At 38.2% G+C, this 23,455-nt stretch carries 21 protein-coding genes; 9 read left to right on the top strand and 12 right to left on the bottom strand.

Features of this window, described 5'->3' with window-relative positions:
- Positions 1-52 precede the first annotated feature (52 nt).
- The 6 genes from IGI38_RS22570 to IGI38_RS22595 form a co-directional block, all read right to left on the bottom strand.
- Entirely contained in the window at positions 53-2,491 is a 2,439-nt protein-coding gene (locus tag IGI38_RS22570) for a BspA family leucine-rich repeat surface protein (protein WP_438734164.1), read from the bottom strand.
- Between the two features lie 20 nt (positions 2,492-2,511).
- Positions 2,512-2,733: a hypothetical protein gene (locus tag IGI38_RS22575; RefSeq protein WP_438734165.1), complete on the bottom strand. Its 222-nt coding sequence runs from the start codon at positions 2,731-2,733 to the stop codon at positions 2,512-2,514.
- Positions 2,718-3,080 carry an LPXTG cell wall anchor domain-containing protein gene (locus IGI38_RS22580; RefSeq protein ID WP_438734167.1) on the bottom strand — a complete coding sequence of 121 codons (363 nt, stop codon included), beginning with the start codon at positions 3,078-3,080 and terminating at the stop codon, positions 2,718-2,720. The genes IGI38_RS22575 and IGI38_RS22580 overlap by 16 nt, the downstream gene beginning before the upstream one ends.
- A 1-nt stretch (position 3,081) precedes the next feature.
- Complete coding sequence (locus tag IGI38_RS22585; RefSeq protein ID WP_438734168.1) at positions 3,082-4,095, bottom strand: DUF916 and DUF3324 domain-containing protein; 1,014 nt, start codon at positions 4,093-4,095, stop codon at positions 3,082-3,084.
- An 87-nt stretch (positions 4,096-4,182) separates the two neighbouring features.
- Positions 4,183-4,872: a WxL domain-containing protein gene (locus tag IGI38_RS22590; protein WP_438734169.1), complete on the bottom strand. Its 690-nt coding sequence runs from the start codon at positions 4,870-4,872 to the stop codon at positions 4,183-4,185.
- A gap of 340 nt (positions 4,873-5,212) precedes the next feature.
- Complete coding sequence (locus IGI38_RS22595) at positions 5,213-6,316, bottom strand: tyrosine-type recombinase/integrase (protein ID WP_438734170.1); 1,104 nt, start codon at positions 6,314-6,316, stop codon at positions 5,213-5,215.
- Positions 6,317-7,326: 1,010 nt separating this feature from the next.
- On the opposite strand from IGI38_RS22595, the gene IGI38_RS22600 reads away from it, so the two are divergent.
- The 3 genes from IGI38_RS22600 to IGI38_RS22610 all read left to right on the top strand — a co-directional run bounded on the left by IGI38_RS22600 (position 7,327) and on the right by IGI38_RS22610 (position 9,267).
- Positions 7,327-8,373: an FUSC family protein gene (locus IGI38_RS22600; protein ID WP_438734172.1), complete on the top strand. Its 1,047-nt coding sequence runs from the start codon at positions 7,327-7,329 to the stop codon at positions 8,371-8,373.
- A gap of 322 nt (positions 8,374-8,695) precedes the next feature.
- Positions 8,696-8,926, top strand: a complete 231-nt coding sequence (gene mazE, locus IGI38_RS22605) for a type II toxin-antitoxin system PemI/MazE family antitoxin (RefSeq protein ID WP_438734173.1) — start codon at positions 8,696-8,698, stop codon at positions 8,924-8,926.
- Positions 8,926-9,267: a type II toxin-antitoxin system PemK/MazF family toxin gene (locus IGI38_RS22610; RefSeq protein WP_438734174.1), complete on the top strand. Its 342-nt coding sequence runs from the start codon at positions 8,926-8,928 to the stop codon at positions 9,265-9,267. The genes mazE and IGI38_RS22610 overlap by 1 nt, the downstream gene beginning before the upstream one ends.
- Before the next feature lie 234 nt (positions 9,268-9,501).
- On the opposite strand, the gene IGI38_RS22615 is transcribed toward IGI38_RS22610, so the two are convergent.
- From IGI38_RS22615 to IGI38_RS22630, 4 genes are all read right to left on the bottom strand, one after another.
- A complete protein-coding gene (locus tag IGI38_RS22615; RefSeq protein ID WP_438734175.1) occupies positions 9,502-10,428 on the bottom strand; it encodes a LacI family DNA-binding transcriptional regulator in 927 nt (308 codons plus the stop codon).
- A gap of 13 nt (positions 10,429-10,441) precedes the next feature.
- Positions 10,442-11,212, bottom strand: a complete 771-nt coding sequence (locus IGI38_RS22620; protein WP_438734390.1) for an HAD family hydrolase — start codon at positions 11,210-11,212, stop codon at positions 10,442-10,444.
- 32 nt (positions 11,213-11,244) lie between these two features.
- A complete protein-coding gene (locus IGI38_RS22625) occupies positions 11,245-11,523 on the bottom strand; it encodes a hypothetical protein (RefSeq protein WP_438734177.1) in 279 nt (92 codons plus the stop codon).
- A 151-nt stretch (positions 11,524-11,674) separates the two neighbouring features.
- Complete coding sequence (locus IGI38_RS22630; RefSeq protein WP_438734178.1) at positions 11,675-11,911, bottom strand: hypothetical protein; 237 nt, start codon at positions 11,909-11,911, stop codon at positions 11,675-11,677.
- A 270-nt stretch (positions 11,912-12,181) separates the two neighbouring features.
- Here IGI38_RS22630 and IGI38_RS22635 point away from each other — a divergent pair, with 270 nt between their 5' ends.
- The 5 genes from IGI38_RS22635 to IGI38_RS22655 all read left to right on the top strand — a co-directional run bounded on the left by IGI38_RS22635 (position 12,182) and on the right by IGI38_RS22655 (position 17,598).
- Complete coding sequence (locus IGI38_RS22635) at positions 12,182-13,069, top strand: Rpn family recombination-promoting nuclease/putative transposase (RefSeq protein WP_438734179.1); 888 nt, start codon at positions 12,182-12,184, stop codon at positions 13,067-13,069.
- A 183-nt stretch (positions 13,070-13,252) separates the two neighbouring features.
- A complete protein-coding gene (locus IGI38_RS22640) occupies positions 13,253-13,795 on the top strand; it encodes a GNAT family N-acetyltransferase (RefSeq protein ID WP_438734180.1) in 543 nt (180 codons plus the stop codon).
- Positions 13,796-13,911: 116 nt separating this feature from the next.
- Positions 13,912-14,244: a hypothetical protein gene (locus IGI38_RS22645; protein WP_438734182.1), complete on the top strand. Its 333-nt coding sequence runs from the start codon at positions 13,912-13,914 to the stop codon at positions 14,242-14,244.
- Positions 14,245-14,325: 81 nt separating this feature from the next.
- Positions 14,326-14,880: a hypothetical protein gene (locus tag IGI38_RS22650; protein ID WP_438734183.1), complete on the top strand. Its 555-nt coding sequence runs from the start codon at positions 14,326-14,328 to the stop codon at positions 14,878-14,880.
- Positions 14,881-15,054: 174 nt separating this feature from the next.
- The gene (locus tag IGI38_RS22655) at positions 15,055-17,598 is read left to right on the top strand and encodes a Cna B-type domain-containing protein (RefSeq protein ID WP_438734184.1); all 2,544 of its coding nucleotides are present in this window, start codon (positions 15,055-15,057) and stop codon (positions 17,596-17,598) included.
- 118 nt (positions 17,599-17,716) lie between these two features.
- Here IGI38_RS22655 and IGI38_RS22660 read toward each other — a convergent pair whose 3' ends face one another.
- Entirely contained in the window at positions 17,717-17,896 is a 180-nt protein-coding gene (locus IGI38_RS22660; RefSeq protein WP_438734185.1) for a hypothetical protein, read from the bottom strand.
- A 576-nt stretch (positions 17,897-18,472) separates the two neighbouring features.
- Between IGI38_RS22660 and IGI38_RS22665 the strand changes: the two genes are divergently transcribed.
- Positions 18,473-19,498 carry an LLM class flavin-dependent oxidoreductase gene (locus tag IGI38_RS22665; RefSeq protein WP_438734186.1) on the top strand — a complete coding sequence of 342 codons (1,026 nt, stop codon included), beginning with the start codon at positions 18,473-18,475 and terminating at the stop codon, positions 19,496-19,498.
- Between the two features lie 221 nt (positions 19,499-19,719).
- Here IGI38_RS22665 and IGI38_RS22670 read toward each other — a convergent pair whose 3' ends face one another.
- A complete protein-coding gene (locus tag IGI38_RS22670; protein WP_438734187.1) occupies positions 19,720-23,322 on the bottom strand; it encodes a Spy0128 family protein in 3,603 nt (1,200 codons plus the stop codon).
- Between the last annotated feature and the right edge of the window lie 133 nt (positions 23,323-23,455).

Genomic DNA, 23,455 nt, shown 5'->3' on the forward strand with positions numbered 1-23,455 from the left:
TCTTATGATCTCTAATCTTATCTTCGTTTCACTCGCTATTCAAAATTAGCGATTACGGCGCAATTGCCAGATCCCAGAGAATATCTCCACTATAGGACTGAGCTGTCACCGCGGAGCCATCGACAATTTCCAACGAGATCGCACCTAAATCAGTAACATAGGTTCCCTCGAATTGTTGAACACTATCATTTCCCTTCAGTACAGTCCCAGGGGTAGTACTGATTGATAGATTCGAGCCCGTAGTAACAAGACCTGCTGGCGCTGTACCTGTAGTGCCTGAAGGTGAAATTTCACTTGTCGTTCCAGTAGAAAAAGTCCGTAAAGTTGTGGCTGAATTCGGTGCTGTTCCACTCCAAACTAGCTGTGCCGTTAGCGTCCAGCCTTTCGTGTCTGAAGATTCATCCAACACGCCTACTTCGTTTGTCGCCCCGCCCGACGGAATTGTTATAGTTCCTTTATTCAAGCTGCCGCTAAATGACTTAGCTGTTGGAACTTGTGCCACTCCAAATGAATTCCATTTCGCTTTATAAATAGTACCGAACAAGCTCGTAAAGGTACCTGCGGCATTTACATCAGTCCCTGATACTAGCGTCCACCCTTCGAATGTTCGATTTGTTCGAGCGGGAGTATTATTAGTCATGAAGTTCTTTACTTCTGATACAGTCGCTTGCGCGGGAGTTAATGCGCATTTAGTGAAATAGTTCTTATTAGTACTACTGTCACTAAATTGTCCATAATTGGCCTGGAGTATGATCTCAGGTGGAACTCTGTTATCTAAATGATAGCCGTGATTTAGTATTTTCGTGTCATTAGATAGAACAAACAATTCTTTTTGACTGCCAGTTTTAAACATGTCTGCCATATTGGAAACAGTGTTCGTGTTAAATGATGTTAAGTTAAGTTCTTTAATTTTCTCAGTTCCCATAAACATAGCCGCCATGTTGGTAACACTACTAGTATTAAAACTAGTAACATTGAGTGTAGTTAAATTCTGATTGTTAGCAAACATGTATGCCATATTTTGAACTTTTCCTGTATTAAAATGGCTGACATCCAAACCTGTTAAGGAAGTATCTCCCGCAAACATAAAGCTCATATCAATGACATTGGATGTGCTAAAATTCGCGCCATTTAATTTCAATGTTACAAGACTCGGACAATTGGCAAACATTCCATACATATTCTGAACTTGTTGTGTGTTCATGTGGCTTACATCTAAACTTGTAAGGTTTTTACATCCATTGTACATATCTGCCATGTTAATAACATTTTGTGTACCTGTAGTAAAACTAAATGTTGAACTTGTTAGTTTATAATTGTTCAAAAACATCCCTGACATATCTATTACTTGCGTAGTATCGAAATGGCTGACATATAATTGAGGGAGATTCTCGCATTTAGCAAACATTTTGTGCATGGTCGCAACCCTACCCGTAACCCAACTTGCCGTATTGATATTGGTAATATCTGTGCATCCTTCAAACATACTAGCCATTTTTGTTACGTAATCTGTTTTGAAAGTACTCAGATCTAAGCTCGTTAGACTATGACAATTTAAAAACATTTCTGTCATGTCAGTAACTATATCTGTTTTGAATTGACTTAGGTTGACATTAGTTAACCGGATACAATTAGCAAACATGCGATTGGTATCTCTTGCACCTAGCCACAACTCTGGACTACCAGGTGGGAAAAGATTGACAGCACTTGCTCCCATGTCAACGCTCTCCAGATTTCCACATCCCTCAAACATAGAGGCTGTATAGTTATAGAAAGAACCCATCATTTTGACATTTTTTAAGTTACTACAATTGGCAAACATCCCAACGAAATTGTTATATGCATTTGCAGCGGATGTTGCGTTAGATAAATCTATATTTATAATTTTGTTATTACCCGCTAGTGCCCAACTCATGTTACTAAAAACTAATGGTTGTAGACCAGGGGCCGCAGCAGCTACGGCTAGATCAGTAATGTTTGTATTAGCTAATGATTGAAAAAAATCTCTCGACAAATGAACACGCTGTCCATTAACAGTAGCAGGAATAACTAAATGGGTACCTGTTCCTACATAAGCGAGCAACGTAAGATATCCCGTTCCAACTGTAGTATCATCGAAAAGAAAATCTCCACTGACTCCTACTCCTCGAGCAGCACGCGATTTTGATTTCGATTCAGTGGTGCTCTCTTTTGACGCTGATTCTCCTTCATTAGATTCATCTGCAGAATCATCAGTTGCAGTACCTTCCTCTTCTTTTTCTTTTGAAGGCTCAGTCACACTGCCTGACGTTTCTTCAGAAAGGGCTGATTCTGACGTATTTACCTCTAACTTAGATTCAATAGCTAACGGATCTTTGAGTTTCTGTATGCTTTGTTCAGTCACATCATCTTCTTGTGCATATACATTCGCAGTTTGCCCGACCATTAATGGAATGATCATCGCAGTTAAGCTAATGATTCCCAAGCTTTTCATTGTTTGTTTTTTTCTCATTTTTTATCACTCCCCTTAAATTAGCTTAACTGTGTATTTACCATGAAAAGGTAGATGACTCCCCCAATAATTGTAACTAACGAAAGGAAGGAAATAGCGATATTGTACGAGAGATAGTTCATCCTTTTTTGTTTTACATGAACGTGTGCCCATTGATAATCACGGAAGACCAGATACATATTCACTAGTAATAGAAGGCTTCCCACGATTACTAGAATAATCCCTTTTAAATAGTGGTCCATGTCTGCTTATCCTTCCTCCTTCTTCCTAAAACGAAAAGAACTAAACCTAGAATCAATCCCCAACCAGCTAAATTCCAATGATTTGTCTTATCACCTGTTTGAGGGAGTTGTTTTAAGCTTGATCCGGCAATTGTCCCTAAATTGCCAGTATTATTATCCGATCCAGTAGTATACGGCACCGCAGTTGTACTTCCGCTATTTACTGGAAATGTTTCAGGTAGAATAGCTTTCGTTAATTCTACAGTAACAGGTGTTTGTATTTCTTCGGCTTGCGCATGAACTCCTGATGAAAAGAAAAAAAGAACGGCTCCTATCATCACGAGTACTGTTCCAATACGTTGCTTCAACTTAAGTCCTCCTTTGTTTGCGTATAAATAGCCAGATGGTTCCTATAGCTGCGAGTGTACCGACGATCATTGTTCCCCAATCAAGCCAAGTAGGAATATATACCTTAAAGACGGATTCTTTATTGAATTTCTTCGCTTGTTTTCCAGTAATTTCAAACTCATCTTCAAATAGCCACTCTTTATCTCCGGATGTCGCCTTTCCAACAAATCGATAGATGCCTGGTTTCAAATTTTCTTTTTTCCAGTCAAATTGAAACGGAAATGAAGAATATGGAGCAATCACGACATTCTCTTTTTTATTCGATATTATTTTTTCTCCAGATTCTTTTGCGTAAATCGCCCCAGTTATTGTGGCGTTATCAAAAATGTAAGGATTCTTGTTGAGGATATCCGCTTCAACAATTTTCTTTCCATCAAAAAGAACGGCTCCAACAGAATCTAGTTCAAGTGAGCTATTATTCTTAATGGGCGTTTTTTCATCATTAGCAAGCACGATCGCTATGGTATAACTATAGGTGTTTCCAATCGACATATTCTTATCTGTTGTCTCTTTATTTTTTTCAGAGACAACTACTCCGCCAACAACTACTCCATCAAATGGTGTGGCCGGCATATTTATTTTAAGTGTAGTCTCTGCCTCTGAGTTTTTAGGGACTACTACTTCTTTTTTCGAAGTTTTAACAATTGAAGTTAACGGAGTTTTTAAAGAAGAATGATTCTTTAGTACTCCTGTATAATCAACTGCTCCATTAATATTTGTATTGGCGTCAACTACACTAATCAGAAGAGTTTTCGGTTTATCTGAATCATTTACTAGTTTCACCTTTATCTCATCAGTATTGCCTGGGTTTTCTTTTAGGTAAAAATACCCTACATCCTTATCAATCTGCTTCTCGTTTGGGACACCTTCAATTGTAAATCCCGCTGCTAAATCTTTCGCATGGGAGACCGATGCATTCACTGAAAAAGCCACAATAATAAGCAAAAGGTAACTAAGTTGTTTTAATGCCTTCAAGGTTTATCCCTTTCTTCTTCTTTATTGTCTAGATTAAATGAAGCAAGGGAGGAAGAATGTCTTCCTCCCTTGAATAAAAAAGAACTATTATGGATGTACAGATAAATTCCAATCAATATTTCCGTTATAAGTACCTGCACTTACAGCACTACCACTTGGAATATCTAGAGTAATACCTGATAGTTCTACATCATAAGTCCCCGTATAGACATTTCCATCAGCAGCTACTAAAGTATTGGCAGGCGCGGCACTACCAATCGTCAATGCTGTTGTTGAGGTCAATGCGCTTGATAATGAAGCTGGTAAAGCAACTAAATCCGTTGCTGGATTGAATGCTGTAATCCCATCATTAATATTTTCTTGAACTGTACCTGATGTTGCTTTAATTTCTGCTCCTGTAACTGCACTACCAGTCCAAACCAATTGTGCTGTTAAGTCCCAACCTTTGGTATCAAATGAAGTATCCTTAACCCCCACATGTGCAGGAGTAGCAGATGCTTCAGCTAATGACATCGCTCCTGTAGTAAGTGTTCCACTAAAACTCATTGGAGCAGGAGTATACGCAATACCTAAATTCCCAGTTGGATTGTGCGGAAAAGATGGTGTTGGCGGTAACGGGTTTGGCGTTGTTGTTGGTGCTGCCAATGTTGCTGTGACTGGTGTTTGAGCAGTTGCCGGTGATGGTGTAGAACCCGCTACGGCTGCAAATGCACTTTGACCTCCTAATAATGCGGTGGATGCTAAAACTACACCTAATCCTAAAATTGTTTTTTTCATCTTTTTTCTCTCCTTAAAATTTTTTGATTTATATCAAATGCCTGTGGCAGTGATACCAAAATTAAGTAAGGCTACAAAGTATTTCACAAAAATCTTTGAATAAGCTAAACTATTCTTACTTGTTTTATAAAAGAACAAGAAGACTTTTGAAAAGACTATTGGGTCGGCACTTGTTTTAGGGGTTGACCATTTCTTGACGGAAATAAAAATTGGGGGATGTTTTTTGTTGTTTAAAGTAGGATTGAGTGGATTTTAGATTTGAAGGCAAATCAAAGTAAGCGCTTTCTCAGAAAAAGCAAACAGATTTATCCAATTTTTAGGTATTTTTATTTTTTTGCGATTATTTTTCCAAGGACCGAATAATTTTGAGACGCTGCTCAATTAATGAATCTGCATACACATCTAGCGTCATTTTTGCAGAAGAATGCCCTAGCAATGCACTAACAGATACCACATCGTAGTTTTTTTCAAGGCATCGTGTCGCGAAGGTGTGACGTAATTGATGAAAATGAATTCCCGTTATATTAGCTTTCCTGAGCAGTTGGTGGAAATAGTAAGTTAATAAACGCGGTTCACACGGATGAGTCCCTGAAGAAAAAACAAAAGGCGTTTTACTAGTATTTTTCTTTCGCTGTAAACATTGGCGAATCTCCCTTGTCATTGGGATAATCCTTTTAGATGCCCCTGTTTTTGCTTCTTGATAGACAAGTTTCGTTCGCTGCAATGTCGAATGAAAGAATGGGATACGCTGGTATGTGTGTTCTACGGAAATCGTATTAGCTTCAAAATCAACCTGATGCCACCTTAATGCGGCGATTTCCCCAATTCGCATACCTGATTGAAGTGCTAAAAGGATAGGTATCCCCCGACTCTTGGGTGCTTTTCTTGCCACTTTCTCTAACCTTTTTTGTTCTTGCTTGTTCAAGGCACGAACCTTTTGCTTTCTCTTTTTGGGTAAAGCAATTTGAGTACAAGGATTAGATACCAATAAGCCCTCTTTTACCGCATAGTCAAAGCTTCTTCGCATAAGTTGAAATATGACTTGGATCGTTCCTGGACTCAGCTGCTCTTCGGTCCAGCTATTCACTAAAACTTGAATCTTGCTGGTCGTTATTTCATTAACAGATACTTCTCCTAAAACTGGCAATATATAGTGTTCAAGCTTGTGACGATAGCTTGAATAAGTAGATGGCTTCAAAGTATTTTGAATGGTATCTAACCATTTAAATACCCATTGATAAAACGGGACGGCACATTTTCCGTGTACTAAAACTAAGGAGGCGTATTTTACTTTTAAAGGATATAGCTTCTGTTTGACTTCCGTATATGTGCAGCCGTAAACAGAGCCATACTTTATCTTTCCATCGGGCCTCCTGCCTTTTTGAAACCTCCCTTCCCATCTTCCATCCTTTCGTCGGTAAATATTTTCACCACGTCTACTCATGGTTATTCTCCTTTCTCAAAATGACGGCTCAAATGACGGTACATAATTCTCAGATTTCTTAAGTGTTCACTCTAATAAAATTACTTTAGACACTAGTTCCAATTAAATAAAACGAATTATTTCATTTTTATCAGAAAACTAGTTGCGTAATTATTTAATATAAATTATAATTAATTCCAAAGTAATGTATAAAGTGATTTAAAGAGTTCTTTGGATACCCATCTGAACACAAATTATCTTGTTTTTTTATAAAACAAGACAAAATACAATTGAAAAAAGAATAACAGACAACTAAAAATAATTGTATTTATTCCCATATTTAATCATTAGATAACTAATAATTTTATAAGACTCAACGGCATTCTGTAGAATAGTATCTACAGGATTTTTTTATTTGTTCTCCAGTTATTAATTCTTAAAAATGTATATCTCCAAGAATAATCCTGATACGATCCGTGACGACTGATTGGATAAAAATACCCTGCGGTTTTGCGGCCGCGAGGGTTGGTTTTATTGACCATTATGCTAGCCATTTTTTTGAACAAGAATTACATAGCTTTCTGCATATCTTTGCGCCACTCATATGATCAGTAAAAATTTTCTCACAGCCAAATTTATTTAAACTGGCTTTTTGTAAATCCAAATTTTTTAATCCGGTAGAAAACCGATCGTTGCATGATAACTTTATCATTAGAGATTGTTTGAACATATATTTTGGAACGAGTTAATGGACATGAAAAAGAATCATTCAGTAAAACTGTCACCTTTGGCGCTTTTTTCATTGTTAATGGCGTACTTACAAAGAGCTGCCAGCTGCTTTAGTAAGTAAGTTTTGTAGAACAGAAGCAGGCAGCTTCAAGAAATTTCTGCTTATTTCCGAAGAAGCTACTTCATTGTGAATTTAAGAATGTCGGTATGGTTTAATGTAGATTCACTATTGATTTTTTTTAAGTGTTGTATGCATAGTGTTCTTGTTAAGAAAACTATTTTAATGAAGGAAGATCAATTATATGATTAAGGACCTATTTTTTTTCAAAAAGACAAATGACCCATATATCAATCATTTCTTTTCAATCGCGTGTATATTAATCGTCTTCATGATTGGATATCTCCAACATGAAATGGCATTTGCCAGTTTTGGTGCATTGGGAATCATTACATTCAACTATTACAAACCATTACCTCGCAAGTATTTAATTAAATATTTATTTTCAATAGGTATTTTTATGGCTAGCAGTAATTTATTAGGTATGTTTGCTTCACACTTCCGATGGACTGCCCCTATTGTAGTAGGGCTTGTGGCTTTTTTTGGGCGCTTTCTTTTTAGAGTATATAAAATCGAAAAGCCTGGTCCATATTTTTCAGTAATGTTTGTTTCAATAGGAGTCAGCAGTAACTTAAAGTTTTCCCAAATCCCCTTGATGACTCTATTTTTTATGATAGGAGTTATTATTGCTGTAATAATAGCTCTCATATTTTCGTTATTTGATAAACGTGCCACTACTGTAGATACTCAACAAGCTGGTTTTAAAGAAAGGATAACAGCAGATCCTTCAGTTATCATTGATAGCTATTTTTATGGAGCGATTCTTTTTTTCGCTACATATTTGAGTTTTAGTTTGAAGCTATATAATCCTTATTGGCTTGTAGTCTCATGTGCGGCTATTTTACAAGGAAATAATTTTAAAGATGTCTTCTCGAGAAATTTTCAGCGTATCATTGGAACAATCATTGGACTAATAATTGCAGCTATAATGCTAGATATCCCTTGGAGTACGCTAAATCAGATGTTTGTGATTTCTATTTTGTATATGATTGTAGATTTTTTTAAAAAGAAAAATTATACAGTCCTACTGATTTTTTCTACTCCCATGGCATTGATGCTATCTAACTTAGTTCACCATCAATATATTAGTACATTAATCCAATATAGATTTATAAGTATTTTATTGGGTAGCTTGTTAGGACTTATTTCTGCGTGGTTGATCACGAATATGTGGAAATTCTATTTTCATAACCAGCATTTTATTGATCATTTGAAAAAAAATAAACTTTGATAGGATTGGAAAGTTATAAGCTTTATTGTGAAAAAAGATCGTTTCTCATATAAAAATATTTTTTTAGAAGGTCATAAGCTTAATAGTTTTTACACATAAACCCACACAAGTTAAACTCAGATAAAAAGCTGCTCCAAGCTCAAATGTAATCTTTTTATTGCCACTCTGGAAGCTCTCTGGAACTACTCGCAGAGCGAGGAGGGGCAAATCATATAAGTAAAGTGTTCAGAAAAGGATCATTTTATGTACACTCCAAAATGGGATATACATACGTTGCGTGATCAAGTGTTGCATGATAAACTGTATGAAAAGAGGTGATACTATGCTTGTTGCTAAATCTAGATTACAAGGAAGTTCAGTGGTGATAACTTTACCATCAGACAACGGAAAGAAACCTTCGGAAAACAAAGAATATATTGTTGTCTATTCTGACGATGGGACAATTACGTTAGTTCCCAAAATTGAAGATCCATTCAGTGGTGGAGAAGAAGCGGAGTATTACGAAAAAGATGAGTGGGAAGATTTATCTCCTGAAGGAAGAGAGCTTTTATAATGACTGAAGAAAAAAATTACATTCCCAAAAAAGGAGATATTGTTTGGATTGATTTTCATCCTTCCGCAGGAAAAGAGATTCAAAGAAGACGTCCTGGATTAGTCGTTTCTAGATACGATTTTAATCGCAAAACAATGTTTGCAGTAATTTGTCCGATTACTTCTACGATATGGAACCTTCCTACACGTTATTCATTGCCAGACGAATTGGACACAACAGGTCAAATACTTATTTCTCAATTGAAATCGCTTGATTTCAAAGAGAGAAAACTTAAGAAAATTGAAACCTTGCCTTTACAAGATATGGCTAAAATCGATCAAATCATCGAATATATATTTTAATCATAGTAATGAGCTGTTGTTCTTAGTACAACGAGTTTGTTACTATGATTTTTTTCGCCTTACATCTCGCAAGAGTCACGTTATATAAATTCAGAAACCACAAAGAAACACCCATTGGATCAAAAAGTGACCCTCGTCAATCATTTGCTGAAAGGACACGATCCGTGACGACTGATTAGATAAAAATACCCCTGCGGTTTTGCGGCCGCAGGGGGTGGTTGCTCATTTTATTACTTATCGCTTTATAAACGTCGGTTCGATCGTGATCTTGTCGGTTCGGTTTTCGATAAATTGCCGGAAGGCTTCGCGGCCAGATTTGATCAAATGGTAATCGATCGTTGAGAGGTTCAACATCTTACTTACTAGTTGATTGTCCTGTCCAATGATCAGCGGAAGCTTTTTGTCGCGATAAAAATCATAGATTCCCGCACTGATTTCGTCCCCATTGGTCAGAATGCCTTCTACTGGGTTCTTTTCATAGAAAAACTGCCCTGCTCGATACCCGTCTTCATAGGTTGAGCAGTTTCGAACAACATAGGAAGAATCGAATGTGTCGAAATGCTTTTCTGCTAACTGCAAGAAGAGTTTGGTACTGACACTGTAACGCTCATTTCGTCCGATTGTCATACCAATCTTTTTCACATTATGCTCAGAGAAATAGGCCATTGCATCCATGAAGGCTTTCTCACGATCGATCGAGATACTCGCGACGCCTTCATCTGGCACATCTTCACAAAAAATCAGCGGACCGTATTGCTGATACTCGAGTATTTTCTTTAGCTTATTTGCTTTGGACGTAATAATGAGCCCATCGTATCGCTTCGTGGAGAATTCTTCCAAGTAATTCACTTCTGTTTCCTGATCATAATTTGTAGGCAGCAGTGTGACTTTGTAATTGTGCTGAAAAGCTTCTTCGGTTATCCCATTAATCAGCTGTTCAAAATAAGGAATATTGAAATACGGAATGATTACACCGATGTTATACGTTTTTCCAATACTCAAGTTTCTCGCGATTGCGTTCGGACGATAATCCAGCTCCTTGATCCACTTCAAAATTTCACGTCTTTTTTCCTCATCAACGTAGGGATAATTATTGACGACCCGCGAAATCATCGTGGTGGAATATCCAGAAAGCTTGGCTAATTCTTTAATCGTTACCATATCAATCTCCTTATCAAATCAGCGATAATTTTTTTAATGCATTGAAGATGCCGTCTTCATCATTCGTATCCGTGATCATATCTCCGCATCGTTTTACCTCCGGCGCAGCATTCCCCATTGCCACCCCTACTCCAGACGATTCCAACATTTCGCGATCATTCAGACCATCGCCGAATGAAACGATGTCCTCTTTCGCAAAGCCTAACTGTCCCGCTAAGTCCAAAATAGTCGCGGCCTTCGATCCGCCAGTAGGCACGATATCCACTCCGTCAGCATGCCAGCGGACAAAATCAAATTTGGAAAAATGCGGTTCGATTTCCTGATCCAATGTATGATCGTAAAAGGCCAAGACTTGATAAACCTGCTCTTCACTTTGGGTATGCTTCGGCGGCAATGCCCCGCCGACATAACGCATAGCTCCGCGCATTTTTCCTAAGTCAAAGCTAGAAACTCGCTGCAAGCGATTCAAGGTAACAACCACAGAATCGATCTTTAGTTGAGAAAATCGATTGAACAGACTAGAAAGATCGTCAGATTGTAATTCATTGGAGAACGTTTTCTGATGATCGATAAAGCCGATCGCACCATTACACAAGATATAATTTTGAAATCCCAGTTGCTGAAGAACCGGCTTGGCATACAATAAACTCCTACCTGTAGCTACAAATAGCGTATGCCCTTGTTCTCTTAACCGAGTCAATGCTTCCAGTGTGGAGAACAGTACTTCTTTGTTACTCCCTAACAGTGTACCATCAATATCAAAAACAACCATTTTTTTTGTCATCGTCGCAATAGCCAATAAGTCTCCCTGCTTTCCTAGTTGAACATCAACTTCTCTTTTAAACGCGATACGATATTATTCCCATAATCGATAAACGTGTACCAAGTTCGATCATAAAAGAGGGAGAACATGTCGATTCCCCTTTCCGTCCGGACACAAACATCCTCGATCTCGGACAAATCAATCCGCTTATCGATATTCTTTGCCAGCATGCCTTTGGGCTTTTCCAACAACAGCGTGCGCTCCTCAAATTCTACCGAAACATAATAATAATCGACACCCATCATATCCGTAATCTCTACTACTGAATTCATCTGAAACACTCCTTTGCCTTCTATTATTCTTAGTCTAGTTTATGAAACCAGTTGCAATGCAAGGGATTTATTTTCAGTACATGAAAACACCTACGGCTTTTTGTGTAGCCGCAGGTGTTGGTTTAAGCTTCATTTTAATTTACCACTTCTCTCACCATTGCTCTAAAAATAGAATTAACTCCTCCAACAATCCTTCTTGATACCCTGCAAGTTTTTCTTGTTTCATCCGTTTGCATACTTCAACTAATTGTGGAGCTTTGATGGAATTTAATTGACGCAGATGTTCTTCAGAAATTTTTACTTCTTTAATTACCTCATTATATGCCTCTACATCCATTAACAGTAGAGGTATTTGATCATCGAAACGTCGAAGCAGCTTTTGTGCCATATGTTTACTTCTCTACCATTCTTTTGTGCAGTGAGACCGTTCACTTGAACGGCATTATAGGAATCATCTTTTAATAAATAGAACTGCTCATAGACGATATTCTCCCATTCGGCCTCACCGATAGACATCTAGTATATTTAATAATGACATTATTGAAACGAATGCCTTTATTTGCGTACCTTCTTGTAGAACGCTGCTAATCCTCCATGCTATAATGAAGGCGAGAAAAACCCTTCAGCATGGTAGCCGCTTGCTGAAAGGTGTGGAAAAATGCAAAAATATTTACCTACGAATGATTTGTTATTCAAGAAAATGTTGACCTCTGAAGATTCCTCGCATATCTTAAAAGCCTTTGTCAAAGACCTACTAGACCTCGAATTCCAGTCTCTAACGCCAAAAGAAACGTACCATATTGATAGCTACAAGAAATTTTTTAAAGAAAAGGAAAGCGTACAAACAGATATCTTACGGACAGAAGTGGATATTCTAGCTATCGGAGAAGATGGCAGTCATACAACAATTGAGTGCCAGATCCAACCTCATGGCTATTTTCATGAACGCTCAGTTTTTTATCTAGCGGAAGCTTTTCGATCCCCTTTTGGAACCGTCGTTAAAAGAGACGCGGAGAAAAGGAATAACTTTTCCAGCCTGCGGCCTGCTTATGGAATCAATATCGTGGATTTTCATTTGTTTGATCGAAAAGACAACGCTTTGCAGTTGTTTCGCTTATTCAATGATGAAACAGGTCTTCCCTTTTTTAATAGAGAAGGCAAAGAATTATTGCTCCTCTGCTTTCTCAGCTTAAAAAACGAAAGAATCAAAGAACACACACCCGTCTATTACTGGCAGTATTTTCTAAAAACTGGCGAAGTTGAGCCAAATGCTCCCAACTATATCAAAGAAGCAAAACACAAAATTGACTTCTTAACATTAGAAAGTGAGGAAAAAGAAATGATCATGAATATCGAAAAAGCAAGAGCTATTTCTGATGCCGTATACGTGACCGGCATAGAAGAAGCAGAGAAAAAAGGGCGCGAAGAAGAAAAACGAGCTTTAGCAATCGAATTCTTAAAAATCGGAAATAGCGTTGAACAAGTAGCAAAAGCCACTAAATTATCGATTGAAGAAATCGAAGAATTATGGCAGAAGCAAAATTGATTTGCCCCTGTATCTAAATCATTCAAACCTCGTGATGTGATGATTCCTTGTGATTGTAACCGGCTTCTTCTATAATAAATGTATCAAAACAAAGGAGGTTCTTGTTTGACTAACTTGTGTTTATTATCGGTGATTTGCTCTTAATTCAGATGAAAAAAATCATTTACTAAGGAGAGCAAAATAATGAACATCACTATTCGAGAAACAACGAGAGAAGATAACGAAACGATCTATCAAGTAGAAGAACGGGCTTTTGGAGAGTTAGACGAAGCGGATTTGACAGAGAAGTTATTGGCAGATTCGACTGCCCAGCCGCTTTTATCTCTTTTGGCTTTTGCTGGAGATGAAGCAATCGGACATATTCTTTTTACGAAGGCCATGATCACAACTCAAGAACAGCTTTCTGTCAGAATACTTGGTCCGTTAGCTGTTGTGCCGGAGTATCAAAAACAAGGTATCGGCGGTCTATTGATAAGAGAAGGTTTGCGCCGATTGAAGAAGGATCAAGTGGAGCTAGTTTTTGTCTTAGGACACATCGAATACTATCCGAAGCATGGCTTCAAACCAGCTTTGCCGTTTGGTCTTCAAGCGCCTTATCCAATTGAAAAAGGAAAAGAAGATGCCTGGATGGTTCAAGCCTTGATTGCGGATTTTCCTCTTGAGAACTATTCTGGAACGGTGCGTTGTTGTGAGGCATTTATGCAGCCAGAGTATTGGCGAGAATAGTAAGCTGCCCTTATACCCAACTGCGGTATGAGGGTTTTTCTTTGCAGATTTGTCGAATTTTGAGTATAACTGAGGAAATAAATCCTCGCGAAATAGCGAGAAAGGGAGAGTAAAAAATGTATTCTTTAGTTCCCGAAAATATGTTTGAAGTCGAACAAAAATTGAATTATTTGATCGAAAAAGGAAAAGCCATCACTGAAGAAGAAGTGATCCGACAAGCCGTACTGGATAATGGACAGCAAATTCTTGATGGTGATCTGGAAGGGCCTTACTGGAAATTGAAATGGCAGCCAGAAGATAAAACGTTGGCCGTTTTTGATATTATGAATAAGGAAGTTGGCACCGTTGAGAGTGAATCTGGCTCATTTATCAATGATTTCCGCAAGAGTGCACCGAACGTGATTCGTCAGCTGGCAGAAGAAATTCAAAAAATCGTTAACAACAACTAGCATGAGTCTATGAATTGGTTAACCGCCTTTCTGCTAAAAGAATCATCAGGTTTAATCAATTTTCTTAACGAGGTGAACAGAATGAGCATGCAATTACGTTTTTTCGTCAAAGATCAACCCGGTGGCTGTTATTTTGAGAGAGTACAGGCAAGCTTTTTTGATGAAGAGGAAGTGATCGACGCCTTTTATCCGAAGGAACGCTTTGATGCGATCCTTGATGACGCACTATTACGGGTCTTACGAAACGTCCTCGATACATTGGAAAAAATTGGCGAGGTCGACGATTACCTGCAATTCTTAGATTTCACCATCGAAAATAGCTATGACTCTGCCTTCGTCAGCAAACATTTCCTTCTATATAAGAATCCTGAGGTTGAGGCTCTGCTGGCTCATGTATTGCAGGAGGTCGCAGAACCGCTAGCGGAGGGGTATTTTGAATCAATGATCGATTATTTGGAAACTGCGATCGACGATGAAGTATTTGTTGATTTTCGTTTGAATGGCGAGGAATTATTATTAGAGGCTCAATCCCATGATCGGAAAGTCAATCAAGTGGAGCCTTTAAAGCAATTAGTCGCTGACTATGATGAATCGTTTCAACGGATTGCGACGGAATTTTTAGAGCGTTTTATTTAAGTTTCGGATCAGCTAGAGCCTATTTTACACCTTCAAAACAATGAATTTTACGATAAAACATCTGGATAATTTTTCTGGATGTTTTTTGTGTTTTTACAGGCAGAATTCTTTTGATTAATTAGCTATCCCTTTATACTTCTTGGTAATAAGAGCCCTAAAGAGGAGAGGTTTATCATGCAAAAAAGGCTAAGGTCCTTTTTCAGTATCATCTTTTTATTAAGTAATCTTTTTATTAGTCTAGGCTCAACCAAAACGTATGCGGCAGAAGAATTAGACGCTTCGCAATTTGTCTCCAGTGTCACGTTAGCAGATGCAGATGGCCCTGTCGGAACAAATAGAATCCGTGACTCATCTTCTATTCAGGTTACGTATAATTTAAATTTGGGAAATGGTAGCGCCATCACTACGGATCAACCTTACACGATGTCTCTTCCGAAAGAGTTGAATTATACGACAACCACGCCGATCAGTATCAATACGGCCTCCGGCGTTCATTTAGCTGATGTCACTGTCACCAATGGTATCGTATCTATCCAATTTACGTCGAATGTTCATTCTTTTGATAATCTAAAAATCAATTTTAATTTTTGGGCCACCTTTAATCGAAGCCAGTTGAATTATAACACTGGAAATGACTTAGCCTTTCCAACACAAGACACTCCAAATAATACTGTTCATTTAAACTTTTCAAAGAGCAGCTCAGGCGGCGGATCTGGAACAAGCGCCATCGCCAAAAGTCTAACGTATGATGATGCAGATCCGACCATTGTTAACTGGACACTGACAGTCAATAATGGCGGCTACCCAGTTGATAATGCCTTACTGCAAGATGTTATGGAAAACAATCAAGACTATATTGCTGGTTCGATGACAATTGCCCATCGAAATTGGCGACGAGCCGTTTTGTCTACTGAACAGATTGATCCTACTATTACTCAGCAGACAGATGGAACGCAATCATTTAACCTCACCTTTGGAAAACTAACCAGTGCCCAAGAACAAAATAATACGGCAACAACTTCGTTAGTGATCCATTACAAAACGAAGCTCTTATATAATGCAGCGAACAATCACTACCATAATACTGCTTCTACCTATGACAACGAAGGTTTTATTGACACAGCAGTATCCACTGCTACTTATCATGGACAAGGCGGAGGCGGCGAAGGCGATCAGCTGATTGCTATTTCTGGAACGAAAATCTGGGAAGATCAAGACAATCTCTTCCAGACACGACCAAACGCAATCACTATTTCCTTATTGCGGGATGGACTAAACTATCGCCAAACAACCATCTCAGAAAATCAGGATGGAAACTGGACTTACAGCTTTTCTTCCGTGCCGAAATTTGATAGCACAGGAAGAGCCTATACCTACTCTGTCCAAGAAACGACTGTCCCTGAAGGATATAGCAGTGAAGTAAACGGGACAGACATTACCAATCATTATCCTGCGAAAACTACTGAGCTCTCTGGAGAAAGAATATGGCAGGATCAAAACAATCAAGACGGCAAACGGCCAGATCAGATCACCGTTAACCTGCTGGCGAACGGCGTCCTTCAAGATAGTCAAATTGTTACTAGTCAGAACGATTGGCAATATCAATTTACCCAGCTGCCGAAATTTTTAAACGGGCGAGAAATCGAGTACAGTGTTTCAGAAAATGCCGTACCCGATTATACGACAACTATTGCTGGAACTATGATTACTAATACTCATACGCCTGAAGTTCGTTCGATAACGGTGCAAAAGGCCTGGGACGATCAAAATGATAAAGATGGCCTTCGACCTGAAGCCGTTACAATAGTACTGCTAGCCAATGGGTCAAAAATCAATGAGACTTCCTTAACTAACGCCGAGCAGTGGACACATACGTGGGAAGGTCTTCCGAAAAATGACAATGGACAAGCGATCAACTATACCATTGAGGAACAAACCTCTGTGTCTGGCTATACTACTACTTTAGCCAAGGAAAACGAAGATACCTTTATCGTTACTAACGCGCATCTGCCAGATCAGCTGACCATCAAGGGACACAAAACTTGGCAGGATAATAATGATAAAGAGAAAAAAAGACCGAGCAGTATTGCCGTTCTGCTATTGGCAAACGGTACGCAGGTTGCTGCTAAGCAAGTAACTGCCAGCGACAATTGGGATTATGAATTCACTGGACTGCCAAAAAATCAAAATGGACAGCCGATCGCATATACCATCGCTGAAGAACCAGTGTCTGGCTACACTAGTCACGTGGACGGTTTTAATCTGACAAATACTTCCAATGACGTACCAACGATTCCATCTGTAGATGTTACCCAAAAATGGAATGATGATAATGACAAAGAGAAGGATCGCCCCTCGTCTGTCAAAGTCCAACTGTACGATCGCGATAAAAAACATGGAGAACCTGTTGACTTAAATGAAGGCAACCACTGGACACACTCGTGGAAGAATCTTCCGAAACAGGATGCAAACGGAAACAAGATAAACTATACAGTGCAACCAATCGATGTTCCGAAAAATTACACTTCAACTGTTATTGAACAAGCGCCTTATGATTTCGTCATCACAAATACTCATGTGAATCGTTCTGCCGGATCGACAAAAGCGTATCCAAACACTGGGGATAAAGCCACTGTAGTTCTTCCCTTCATAGGACTGATATTCGTATCGTCCACTCTATTATTCAGTCTATTAAGAAAGAGACTTAGTCAAAAATAAAAACAAGCATGTCCTTTAAGAGTCGCACGGCGAATCCGCTATGCGGCTCTTTGCTTAATTGCTTAGCCATAACCAGAAGAATTTATTGTTACACAATTTATAGTCCCTATAAAGCTTCTCAGCCTTCGTGCCGCAAAAGAAAGAGATCACCTAACGTATCTATTTTAACTAGATGCCGTTGTGCATCCCTTTCTGAAACCATGACGAAAGTCCGACAATGGATGCTGAGCACCTCTCCTTCGACATACTCGCCATGAACACTCGTTGCTTCTAATTTCATTCCTATATATAACTTCATAAATGATCTCAACCTTTTCTATCTCTTTAATAAGGGAGTTTTTCAAATCACAAAATCCCATCAATGATTATTAACCAAAAGGCCAACAGAAAAACGACATAATAAGCGTTGGGAAATAATAAGTCTGTCGCATTTCAAACGATAAACAGCCTAAAACGATAAATACCAATGGTTATTTAATTCTCGTCATACAGATATTTTTCTAAAATTGATTCCTTCGCAAAAAAATGAATTATCCATAAACAGTCCCTCTCTTTAGCCCTACCAGTGAATAAAAAGCACTATTCAGCTTTTCTCTGTCGTTCATACCTGTTCAAAAAATGATATTATTTCAATTTGTTAGAAAGATGCGCCAAACATTCGTAACTAGAAAAAAGGAATTGACCTATTTGCTCATTGTTTCCGAGTAGACAGTTTTTTTATCTATAAAATTTTCGATACTGCTTTTAAGATTCGTTCGCTAAAAAAAGTTGCGCAGCGAGAACAATTATTCGCTTTTTAGAAACCAACGTAGTAAAATCAATTTAACTTATTAATAGTAAGTAATTTTACAAAGTACGAAGGAGGTCATCCATCATGAAAAAAATCGGTTTTTTGAGTTTTGGTCATTGGATGGACCAAGGTTCACTTGTTAAAACAGCAAAGGATTCTTATCTTCAATCAATCGATCTAGCGGTTGAAGCAGAAAAGATCGGGATCGATGGCGCGTATTACCGCGTGCATCATTTCGCAGATCAAATCGGTTCACCCTTTCCTTTGCTATCTGCAATTGGCGCGAAAACCAGCAAGATCGAGATCGGGACTGGTTTGATCGATATGCGTTATGAAAATCCTTATATGATGGCAGAAAATGCTGGATTAACGGATATTATCACTCAAGGAAGAGTGCAATTAGGCGTAGGCCGCGGGTCACCTGAACAGGTGCTTGATGGCTGGAAACATTTTGGCTATGACTATAGCGAAGAAGAAATCAAAGATATTACCCGTGAACGGACATTGGAATTTTTGAAATTGATCGAAGGCGAACGGTTCGCTGAACAAAATCCACAACCTATGTTTCCGCAAGCACCTGGGAAATTGCGTTTGGAACCTTATTCAGAAGGATTGCGCCAACGTATTTGGTGGGGAGCCGGCTCGACCCAAACAGCGCTTTGGGCCGCACAGCATGGGATGAATTTGCAGTCCTCAACCTTGGTGAACTATGAGACCAATGAACCTTTCCATGTTCAGCAAGCCAAACAATTGCGGGCTTACAAAGACGCTTGGAAAGAAGCCGGTCATGACTTCGAACCTCGAACACTGGTAACACGTTCGATCCAACCGATCACTACTGATATGGACCGTCAATTATTCGGTCATCAAGGCGATGATGCGAAATACGACCAAGTCGGCTTTCTTGCTTACCATCAAAACCCAACGATCTTTGGAAAAACCTTCGCGGGTGAACCAGACAAGATCGTCAAGGAATTGGCAGAAGACGAAGCGATCAAAGAAGCGGATACTGTCCTGATTACGATCCCTAATACATTAGGGGTTGAGTACAATATGCATTTGCTGGAAACAATCGTAAAAGACGTCGCTCCTGATTTGGGTTGGCGGTAAGAAAAGTCCTACTCTAAACGAGTAGGACTTTCACGTTTCTAGCACTAGAAATCTAACATTTCGCCCTCTGAAAAAAATAAAAAAGTAAAAACCGTAAAGTACCCTCGTCCCTAGATTTCTGGGTAGAGTGTACTTATACGGTTTATTTTATGCTCTAATAAGAAGTCGAAATTGAAGTTAGACTCTATTACAATTTAACATTTTTTTGAAATTGTAATACACTATTTTCTAGTTGCCTTATACTTTTTAGAAATAAACAGTATAGAAGTAAGTAGTAGAAATAATCCACATATTATATAAATATTGTTTACCACTTCTCCAGTTTTAGGTAATGATCCTGTTTTAGAGAATGGAGTTGCTTTAGAAAATGACCCTGTTTTACTGTTTTCCATTTTATCATTTTCTTTTTTTAATACATTATCATTTGACGAGTGAATTGAATTCCTATTTATAGAAAATTTAATTGGTGTTCTATCGATTTTATAACCACTAGGCGCCTTCGTTTCTAATAATTGATACTCTCCAATTTTTAAATTACCAATTATTACTATTCCATCTTTATTAGTAGTTATTCTGTCTCTAATTACATTTCCAGCTAAATCCTGCAATTCAAATTGTGCATTCGCCAATAGATCTCCAGTTTGACTATCTACTTTTTTTAGAGTAACTTTCCCCAACTCAGGTGACAAGTACGTATTTTTAAATACGATGTCTCCTTCATATGTCGGGGTCGCTACTAATTGACCAGCTTTATCTTCTACCTTCACCGATACTTTGTATTTCGTTCCATCATACGTGATCGTGCTATCGGTTCCCTTCACTTCTTGAATGGTATATTCATACGTCCCCGCTTTTTCAAATGGAAGTGCATCAAAGTATATCTTCCCATTTCCATCATTCGCCTTTACTTGTAGAACGTTTCCTTGGGAATCTAGCAATTCAAAGTTAAATTGACCTGCGGTCAACTCTTTTCCTGTCAATTGTTTGCTTGCTTCTAACACAAGACTTCCCGCTGACGGCGTGTACGTATTCTTAAATACCACGTCTCCTTCATATGTCGGGGTCGCTACTAATTGACCAGCTTTATCTTCTACCTTCACCGATACTTTGTATTTCGTTCCATCATACGTGATCCTGCTATCGGTTCCCTTCACTTCTTGAATGGTATATTCATACGTCCCCGCTTTTTCAAATGGAAGTGCATCAAAGTATATCTTCCCATTTCCATCATTCGCCTTTACTTGTAGAACGTTTCCTTGGGAATCTAGCAATTCAAAGTTAAATTGACCTGCGGTCAACTCTTTTCCTGTCAATTGTTTGCTTGCTTCTAACACAAGACTTCCCGCTGACGGCGTGTACGTATTCTTAAATACCACGTCTCCTTCATATGTCGGGGTCGCTACTAATTGACCAGCTTTATCTTCTACCTTCACCGATACTTTGTATTTCGTTCCATCATACGTGATCCTGCTATCGGTTCCCTTCACTTCTTGGATGGTATATTCATACGTCCCCGCTTTTTCAAATGGAAGTGCATCAAAGTATATCTTCCCATTTCCATCATTCGTCTTTGTTTGTAGAACGTTTCCTTGGGAATCTAGCAATTCAAAGTTAAATTGACCTGCGGTCAACTCTTTTCCTGTCAATTGTTTGCTTGCTTCTAACACAAGACTTCCTGCTGATGGCGTGTACGTATTCTTAAATACCACGTCTCCTTCATATGTCGGGGTCGCTACTAATTGACCAGCTTTATCTTCTACCTTCACCGATACTTTGTATTTCGTTCCATCATACGTGATCCTGCTATCGGTTCCCTTCACTTCTTGGATGGTATATTCATACGTCCCCGCTTTTTCAAATGGAAGTGCATCAAAGTATATCTTCCCATTTCCATCATTCGTCTTTGTTTGTAGAACGTTTCCTTGGGAATCTAGCAATTCAAAGTTAAATTGACCTGCGGTCAACTCTTTTCCTGTCAATTGTTTGCTTGCTTCTAACACAAGACTTCCCGCTGACGGCGTGTACGTATTCTTAAATACCACGTCTCCTTCATATGTCGGGGTCGCTACTAATTGACCAGCTTTATCTTCTACCTTCACCGATACTTTGTATTTCGTTCCATCATACGTGATCCTGCTATCGGTTCCCTTCACTTCTTGGATGGTATATTCATACGTCCCCGCTTTTTCAAATGGAAGTGCATCAAAGTATATCTTCCCATTTCCATCATTCGTCTTTGTTTGTAGAACGTTTCCTTGGGAATCTAGCAATTCAAAGTTAAACTGACCTGCGGTCAACTCTTTTCCTGTCAATTGTTTGCTTGCTTCTAACGCTACATCTACTGACTTTTCTATTCTTTTGTTTACGACATTCCTTGTAACTTCCTTGTCACTTCCAAAATCATTAGATGAAATTTTTATTTCATCTTCCAATAGTTCATAACCATCAGGTGCTTTTATCTCTTTTATTGTATAATTATCCTTCAAAAGGTTATTGACAGCCCCGCTACCATTTTCGTCTGTAACTATTGTTCCCACAATCTGCCCTGTAGAGTCACGAACAACTTCAAATTCTGCTCCAGATAAGGAGTCTCCTAATTCATTTATTTTATGAATCTTCACAGTGAAATTATATCCCTCTGCTTCTCCCCCTCCTTTTTGATACGGTGTATTCGCTGTTCCCTCTTTTATTACTTCGTCATTTGAAGTCAATACGGCCGTATTAACAATATTTTCTCCGTCTACTGGTTCATAATTTAATTCGGCATTATAATAAATTGCAAAGTGATCACTACTTCCAATATCCCCAAAATCAATAGAAAACGATCTATTATCTTCAGACAATACAACTGAATAATTCGCAGTAACATCTATTCGATTTGTTAATGTCCAGTCATTACCAGAATCGTTCATTTGCCATTGTCCTTTATAAATTCTGAAAGATCCCGGTACATAAGTTACTGCTTCACTTTTAATAATATCGGAAACACTAGCATTAGGATAACTTTCATTTAGCCGATTAATAGCTACATAGTACTGAATTGTTTTGTCACTTCCATTTGTAAACCAACCAGACTTAGTCAGAGGATAGGAAATATTAGTAACTCCATCAAAATCAATCTCTATCGGAAACGTTTCTCCTTCAACCTCGATAGTTGTTGTTATTATTTGTTTTTCTGTAACTACAGTTGAATCCACGCCCGCGTAAAAGTAAAATGAACCTTCCACATCTGAATGTGTTTCAGCATATTTCGTATAGGTTAAAACAATCTGTTTAGAAATGGGAGAAATAACAGCATTTGCTACTACATCTCCATTTGCATCTTTTAATTCAAAGGATTCCGTATTTCCAAATCTGAGTTCCGAAGGTAGCGTAATAGTTGTTGTATCACCTTCTAAAACATGATTGTTAGGTAAAGAAAAAGTTCCATTTATTCTGAATGTCTCCCATTGACCAACCGAACTGGTTAACGGATTCCCGTTATTATCTGTAATGCTTAACGATGTAATTACATTATCAATAGCTGCATAAGTACCAACTGATGGTGCTCTGGATTGTTTGTCTGTTGATTGTATTATTTCTGAGTTTTGTAATTTGTCAGTTTCAGTTTCTTTCAAATTAGATTCTTCAGAAGAACTGTTTATATCTGCGATTCTTTCACTATTTTTTTGCTCAGATATATTATCTAGATCATCATTATTCGAATTCATTGTTTGAGCAGTATCTGTCGTATAGTTTGTTTCTGCAATCACATTCAGTGGTGATAATAAAATGGAAACTATCATAATCAACAAACTAAAATACGTAGAAATTTTTCTTCTCATAATCATCAATTCCCTTTTTTATACTTAATTTACATTAATTTTTTTAGATAACTCATACTTCTAATCAAGGTATTCAATAACTGTTTGGATGTATAACTTCATTTTCACTTGTAGGTCATCCATCACTTCTTTC

Origin of the sequence: Enterococcus sp. AZ128 (assembly GCF_051714485.1) — a bacterium.
In the GTDB taxonomy this organism is placed as follows: Bacteria; Bacillota; Bacilli; order Lactobacillales; family Enterococcaceae; genus Enterococcus_A.

What these genes read in the sequence shown, in the direction of transcription:
- IGI38_RS22570 (WP_438734164.1), bottom strand. Translation starts at nt 2,491, where the DNA reads ATGAGAAAAAAACAAACAATGAAAAGCTTGGGAATCATTAGCTTAACT.
- IGI38_RS22575 (WP_438734165.1), bottom strand. Translation starts at nt 2,733, where the DNA reads ATGGACCACTATTTAAAAGGGATTATTCTAGTAATCGTGGGAAGCCTT.
- IGI38_RS22590 (WP_438734169.1), bottom strand. Translation starts at nt 4,872, where the DNA reads ATGAAAAAAACAATTTTAGGATTAGGTGTAGTTTTAGCATCCACCGCA.
- IGI38_RS22595 (WP_438734170.1), bottom strand. Translation starts at nt 6,316, where the DNA reads ATGAGTAGACGTGGTGAAAATATTTACCGACGAAAGGATGGAAGATGG.
- IGI38_RS22600 (WP_438734172.1), top strand. Translation starts at nt 7,327, where the DNA reads ATGATTAAGGACCTATTTTTTTTCAAAAAGACAAATGACCCATATATC.
- mazE (WP_438734173.1), top strand. Translation starts at nt 8,696, where the DNA reads ATGCTTGTTGCTAAATCTAGATTACAAGGAAGTTCAGTGGTGATAACT.
- IGI38_RS22610 (WP_438734174.1), top strand. Translation starts at nt 8,926, where the DNA reads ATGACTGAAGAAAAAAATTACATTCCCAAAAAAGGAGATATTGTTTGG.
- IGI38_RS22615 (WP_438734175.1), bottom strand. Translation starts at nt 10,428, where the DNA reads ATGGTAACGATTAAAGAATTAGCCAAGCTTTCTGGATATTCCACCACG.
- IGI38_RS22620 (WP_438734390.1), bottom strand. Translation starts at nt 11,212, where the DNA reads ATGACAAAAAAAATGGTTGTTTTTGATATTGATGGTACACTGTTAGGG.
- IGI38_RS22625 (WP_438734177.1), bottom strand. Translation starts at nt 11,523, where the DNA reads ATGAATTCAGTAGTAGAGATTACGGATATGATGGGTGTCGATTATTAT.
- IGI38_RS22630 (WP_438734178.1), bottom strand. Translation starts at nt 11,911, where the DNA reads ATGGCACAAAAGCTGCTTCGACGTTTCGATGATCAAATACCTCTACTG.
- IGI38_RS22635 (WP_438734179.1), top strand. Translation starts at nt 12,182, where the DNA reads ATGCAAAAATATTTACCTACGAATGATTTGTTATTCAAGAAAATGTTG.
- IGI38_RS22640 (WP_438734180.1), top strand. Translation starts at nt 13,253, where the DNA reads ATGAACATCACTATTCGAGAAACAACGAGAGAAGATAACGAAACGATC.
- IGI38_RS22645 (WP_438734182.1), top strand. Translation starts at nt 13,912, where the DNA reads ATGTATTCTTTAGTTCCCGAAAATATGTTTGAAGTCGAACAAAAATTG.
- IGI38_RS22650 (WP_438734183.1), top strand. Translation starts at nt 14,326, where the DNA reads ATGAGCATGCAATTACGTTTTTTCGTCAAAGATCAACCCGGTGGCTGT.
- IGI38_RS22655 (WP_438734184.1), top strand. Translation starts at nt 15,055, where the DNA reads ATGCAAAAAAGGCTAAGGTCCTTTTTCAGTATCATCTTTTTATTAAGT.
- IGI38_RS22660 (WP_438734185.1), bottom strand. Translation starts at nt 17,896, where the DNA reads ATGAAGTTATATATAGGAATGAAATTAGAAGCAACGAGTGTTCATGGC.
- IGI38_RS22665 (WP_438734186.1), top strand. Translation starts at nt 18,473, where the DNA reads ATGAAAAAAATCGGTTTTTTGAGTTTTGGTCATTGGATGGACCAAGGT.
- IGI38_RS22670 (WP_438734187.1), bottom strand. Translation starts at nt 23,322, where the DNA reads ATGAGAAGAAAAATTTCTACGTATTTTAGTTTGTTGATTATGATAGTT.